The 5,186-nt window shown below is 29.2% G+C and carries 4 protein-coding genes, 3 tRNA genes and 3 rRNA genes; 2 read left to right on the top strand and 8 right to left on the bottom strand.

Going from position 1 to position 5,186, the window contains the following annotated elements:
- The first annotated feature begins 399 nt into the window (after nt 1–399).
- Entirely contained in the window at nt 400–1,317 is a 918-nt protein-coding gene (locus INR60_RS17050; RefSeq protein WP_194192689.1) for an amidase domain-containing protein, read from the top strand.
- Nucleotides 1,318–1,345: 28 nt separating this feature from the next.
- Here the strand turns inward: INR60_RS17050 and INR60_RS17055 are convergent, their stop codons facing one another.
- A complete protein-coding gene (locus tag INR60_RS17055) occupies nt 1,346–2,233 on the bottom strand; it encodes a patatin-like phospholipase family protein (RefSeq protein ID WP_194192690.1) in 888 nt (295 codons plus the stop codon).
- 102 nt (nt 2,234–2,335) lie between these two features.
- Entirely contained in the window at nt 2,336–3,139 is an 804-nt protein-coding gene (locus INR60_RS17060) for a pyruvate, water dikinase regulatory protein (protein WP_194192691.1), read from the bottom strand.
- 144 nt (nt 3,140–3,283) lie between these two features.
- Here INR60_RS17060 and INR60_RS17065 point away from each other — a divergent pair, with 144 nt between their 5' ends.
- Complete coding sequence (locus INR60_RS17065; RefSeq protein ID WP_194192692.1) at nt 3,284–4,027, top strand: signal peptidase II; 744 nt, start codon at nt 3,284–3,286, stop codon at nt 4,025–4,027.
- 173 nt (nt 4,028–4,200) lie between these two features.
- Here the strand turns inward: INR60_RS17065 and INR60_RS17070 are convergent.
- The 6 genes from INR60_RS17070 to INR60_RS17095 form a co-directional block, all read right to left on the bottom strand.
- Nucleotides 4,201–4,276: transfer RNA gene (locus tag INR60_RS17070), tRNA-Lys, on the bottom strand.
- 5 nt (nt 4,277–4,281) lie between these two features.
- Nucleotides 4,282–4,398, bottom strand: a 5S ribosomal RNA gene (gene rrf, locus INR60_RS17075).
- A gap of 314 nt (nt 4,399–4,712) precedes the next feature.
- Nucleotides 4,713–4,788 (bottom strand) — tRNA-Lys (locus INR60_RS17080).
- A gap of 19 nt (nt 4,789–4,807) precedes the next feature.
- Nucleotides 4,808–4,883: transfer RNA gene (locus tag INR60_RS17085), tRNA-Lys, on the bottom strand.
- A gap of 6 nt (nt 4,884–4,889) precedes the next feature.
- Nucleotides 4,890–5,006: ribosomal RNA gene (gene rrf / locus INR60_RS17090) — 5S ribosomal RNA — on the bottom strand.
- Nucleotides 5,007–5,060: 54 nt separating this feature from the next.
- Nucleotides 5,061–5,186: ribosomal RNA gene (locus INR60_RS17095) — 23S ribosomal RNA — on the bottom strand; the annotation flags it as partial.

Below are 5,186 nucleotides of genomic sequence, written 5' to 3' on the forward strand. Positions count from 1 at the left end.
GTGTTAGGCACGCCGCCAGCGTTCGTCCTGAGCCAGGATCAAACTCTCAATAAAAAGTTTAATCTGTACTCTTAAAACTTAAATTCGTAAAAAGAATTGCTGGTTTTGTATTATATAAATCTGTTCAATTTTCAAAGACCATTTAATCTCTGTCGCACTCAAGCGACTAGCTTATCTTATCATCTTCAAAATCAAATGTCAACATTTTTTATTTAAACATTTAATTTCTTTTCTCGGAAACGCTTTCCGCTGATGACAATAGTTATTATATTACTAGAATAAAATTATGTCAACAGTTTTTTATATATTTTTTTACCTTTTTGTATTGTATTAAAAAATCACCTATTTTAGTGCTTTTAGATATACTATACTATAGTATTTTTTGTTGGAGTTTTCTATATGGCAAAAGTCAAATCTCAAATAGAAGTAATAAAATCCTTTATATTAAATGATAACTTTGAGAGATTATTTGAATTTATAAATCCTAATAGTTATTTTTTAAACTTTTATTCTAATAAATTTTTATACAAAAAAGATATATTATCTTCTATCGGATCACTTAATAAAAGTTTTAAAATACTAAAATATAACTCTATAAATGATATATGTTTTTTTAAAGTTATGATAACAAATATATTAAATATAAATATTATCACACCTAACTTATCAAAATCCCTAGAATATTTCTATTTTGTATTTTCAAAAAACTCTAAAAAAATAGATTTCATTATATCTAAAGAAGAATTTCCCAATTTATATTTAATGTTTGAAGAAAAATCTAATACTTTAAACTTCCATACTATCAATTTATCATTTAAAGACAATTTAGGAATAATATCACCCTTTAGATCTATTTCAAAATCTGGATCTCCTTCACATAAACCTTTTAGCAAATCAAATGCGATAGCCTATGCTGAAAAATATGCTTTAGTTCATAATCCAAGTTATATAAGTTTTGATAGCAACGGTGGAGATTGTACAAACTTTGCTTCACAAATTTTACATGCAGGTGGATTACCTAAAAATAAGACTTGGTATAATTATTCAAACTCCTGGGTAAGGGTAAAAGAACTTAGAAACTACTTAATTAATAATAATTTAGCTAAAGAATTTAACGATTTAGATTCTGATTGTGAAGGAACTTTAATACAATTTTTCAATCCAGAATTAAAAGATTGGACTCATACAGGATTTATAACCTATTCTTTAGGGGATGATTATCTTTATTGCTGCCACAGTTATGATAAATTAAACTACCCCTTGAGCTTAGCCTATCCTTTAATCTATAAGAAAATTAGAATATTAAAAATAAAATAGTGAGGAAAGCTCAATCTAGCTTTCCTCACTATTTATTAAAAAATTTATCTTTAAATATTTTAAATAAACCTTTATCTTCTTTAGGCTTATTATCTCTTATAAAATTTGCTAATTTAAATATTGGACTTAATTGAGCTATTGTATCTTCATACCCTAATTTCATTCTTCTTAAAGAATTATCTTTAGTAAACTCTAATGCCCCATCTATAAAACCTTCTTCCATTAAGCTAGGTCTTATCTCTATAATATCTGTGTTTGGATAAAGATTTCTATCTATAACATAGTCTTTAGCTAAAGGCACTACTATAATTAAATCACAACCTTCACCATAAACAGGCTGAATAGGTAAGTTATCTACCATCCCCCCATCCAAATACCTCTTTCCATTTATCTCTTCACTTTTATATATCATAGGAATAGCTGATGTTGCTAATAGCATTTTTCTCATATCTTCTTCTGAAGAATTATTTATTTTAAAATATGCTGCTTCTAACTTTGGAATCTCAGTACAAGTTACGTATAAATCAATATCATCACTTTTTAGTTTTTCAAAATCTATATATTGATCAAATATATCTAAAAGCCCACTTCTTGATACGTCTCCACCATCTACTATGTTTGGCATATATTTTTTTATTAGATTTAAGTTTCTAGATCCGATATTAATAAGCGCACTTTTTTTAATTAAGTCTTTATTATCAGTTGGAAGAATCTTTTCTTTAGTAATTTCGTTCCAAAGCTTTCCCGCAATCTTTATGTCACCTTGCTTTATAAGAATACCATTTAAAGCTCCAATAGAAGTTCCTGCTATTACTTTTATATATTTATCTATATCTAATTCTTTAAAGGCTTGCCAAACACCTATCTGATAAGCACCTCTAGCTCCGCCTCCACCTAAAACTAACCCAATTTTCATAATAATACGCCCCTTTTATAATTATACTTATATTATATCACCAAAATAAAATATTGTTATTTCAAAAAGACACCTACTAATATTTTAGTAAGTGCCTCTTATTTATTTTATATTCTTAATTGATTCCATAATTATTAATGCTGTATCTTCTATTGCTCTTTTAGTTATATCAACAGTTTTACATCCTAATTTTCTAATTATTCTATCTGCAAATTCAAACTCTTCTAGTATTCTAGCATCTCCTGCATATTCTATATCAGAAGATATCCTGTGAAACTTGTCTAGCCTTCTTTTTCTTATCTCTATTAATTGGAGTGGGTTTATTGTAAGTCCAAATATTTTTCTTTTATCAACTTCATATATTTCATCTGGAACTCCAACTTCCGGAACTAAAGGAACATTTATAGCTTTAATGCCTTTATTAGCTAAATACATACAAAGTGGAGTTTTTGAGGTTCTTGAAAGACCAATTAAAACAACATCTGCATTTTTTAATCCCCTGTAATCTTTACTATCATCATATTGCATAGCAAATTCCATAGCTTCTATTCTCTTAAAATATTCTTCATCTGTTTTCCACATTGCACCTGGATTATAGTCTGGTAATCTTTTTAATTTTGTAGCTGCAACATTTAATATAGGCCCTAAAATATTTATTACTTGAATATTATTTTCTAAGCCTTTTTGAGTTAAATATTCTCTTACGTCAACACTTATTATTGTAGATACTACTATAGCTGATTGGGCTTCTAAGGCTTTAGCTATAACTTCATCTGCATCTTCTAAAGTGTTTATGTATGGTAATCTCTTTACATCAACATCTCCCTTAAATTGGCTAGCTGCAGCTTGCGCTACACCATTTGCCGTTTCGCCAATAGAGTCAGAAACTGCAAAAATTCTTAACATATAAATACCTCTCTTTTCATAAGATTAATTTGAATATTTTGTAAGCTAATTATATTATCTCATAATTACTCTTATATTAACATAGTGAAATTTAACATTATATGTTAAACTTAAATTTATAATTACTATGTAATGGAGGCACCTATGAATAAACAAAAATATATAACCATTTTTGCTTTGCCTTGTATGTGGCTTGCATATTTTTTATTTGAGCTTTTTACAGGTAGAGTTAATGATCTAGTAACATTAATAGGAAACTTATTATTTTTAGTACTTTTTGCAGCAATAGGGTATTTCGCTTATTCCTTTACTAAAAGATACGAAAAAGGTCTTTCTACTAAAGCTATGTGGGTATTCTTCTTTGTATTAATGATTATAGATCAAGGAATTAAGATTATAATTAAGTTTTTCTATTTCCATAAATACGTATCTATATTAGATGGGTTTATTTCATTTAATCCAATAATTAATACAGATGGTTCTTGGCTTAATGCTAGATTTGGAACTGGCGTAAGCTTTCCTTTACTTATCTTATTAAATTTTATTGCACTATTTATATTTATAGAAATCTATAGATACTCTAAATTTAACGGAATAAAAGATATCTATAGCGATTTATCTATTCTATTTATATTTTCTGGTGCTTTATGCTCACTTATAGATAAAGTATTTTATGGAGGTAGCTTAGATTTTATAGGAGTCGGCGATTTATTTATCGCAGATATTAAAGATATCTATATAAATCTTGGAATATTCTTTTTATTAATATCACTTTACTATAACGGATTTTTTAAAGATGATGACTCTTCGTTAAAAGAAGATATGAATAGCTTAAAAAGATTTTTATCATTTATAGGTAACGACTTTAAAGGAAAAATCAAAAAATAGAATAAGTTTTTAATATGTACGTTAAAAAAGGATACCTAATTATAAGGTATCCTTTTTTTATCTATATAAATCTTTTATTTAAAGACAAAATAAAAGAGATTATGATTAACATAATCTCAATATATCTAAATGCTAAGCAAGTTCCTATTAGAAAATTACTCTTAAAGTAATTTTGGTGGCTTACCGGGGAATCGAACCCCGGACACCTTGATTAAAAGTCAAGTGCTCTACCGACTGAGCTAGTAAACCAAAGAACCTGGCAACGTCCTACTCTCCCACACAGTCTCCCGTGCAGTACCATCGGCGCTGTAGAGCTTAACTTTCCTGTTCGGAATGGGAAGGAGTGTTTCCTCTACGCCATCATCACCAGATTGTCATATCCAAATGAACCGCTCTGACAATTATTTATTATATAGACTAACATACTGGTTGTCAACATTTTTTTGCATTTTTTTTATTTATTTTTCCCCTATGTAAATATAAGTAATTTTAAACCTTCAAAGTCCCTGTATATCTAGCTTATAGGAATGTAAATATTAACCTTTTTATACTATTACTTATTAACTGATCACACATTTTATCCACAGTTTTTAGGATTTTTTTAAAATAAATCACAAATTCTGTTGATAACTTTGTCGATAACTATTTTTAAAGTTAAGAAAAGCCTTAGGTAATCCTAAGGCTTTGGTGGCTTACCGGGGAATCGAACCCCGGACACCTTGATTAAAAGTCAAGTGCTCTACCGACTGAGCTAGTAAACCATATTTCTTATTTTTTTGTTGGTGGCTTACCGGGGAATCGAACCCCGGACACCTTGATTAAAAGTCAAGTGCTCTACCGACTGAGCTAGTAAACCAAACCTACCTGGCAACGTCCTACTCTCCCACACAGTCTCCCGTGCAGTACCATTGGCGCTATAGAGCTTAACTTTCCTGTTCGGAATGGGAAGGAGTGTTTCCTCTATGCCATCATCACCAGATTTTTTTAAGAGTTGTTCTCTTAAAATTGCACATGAATTTTAGTTAACAAATAATTGGTCAAGCCCTCGACCTATTAGTATCAGTCAGCTGAATGTGTTGCCACACTTACACTCCTGACCTATCAACCTTGTGTTCTTCAAGGGGTCTTACTAGCTTACGCTATGGGAAATCTAATCTTG

It is taken from the genome of Clostridium chrysemydis, assembly GCF_015234215.1.
Lineage (GTDB): Bacteria > Bacillota > Clostridia > Clostridiales > Clostridiaceae > Clostridium > Clostridium chrysemydis.

Bases quoted from the DNA above. Each gene is read 5' to 3' on its own strand.
- INR60_RS17050 (WP_194192689.1), top strand. From the start codon at position 400: ATGGCAAAAGTCAAATCTCAAATAGAAGTAATAAAATCCTTTATATTA.
- INR60_RS17055 (WP_194192690.1), bottom strand. From the start codon at position 2,233: ATGAAAATTGGGTTAGTTTTAGGTGGAGGCGGAGCTAGAGGTGCTTAT.
- INR60_RS17060 (WP_194192691.1), bottom strand. From the start codon at position 3,139: ATGTTAAGAATTTTTGCAGTTTCTGACTCTATTGGCGAAACGGCAAAT.
- INR60_RS17065 (WP_194192692.1), top strand. From the start codon at position 3,284: ATGAATAAACAAAAATATATAACCATTTTTGCTTTGCCTTGTATGTGG.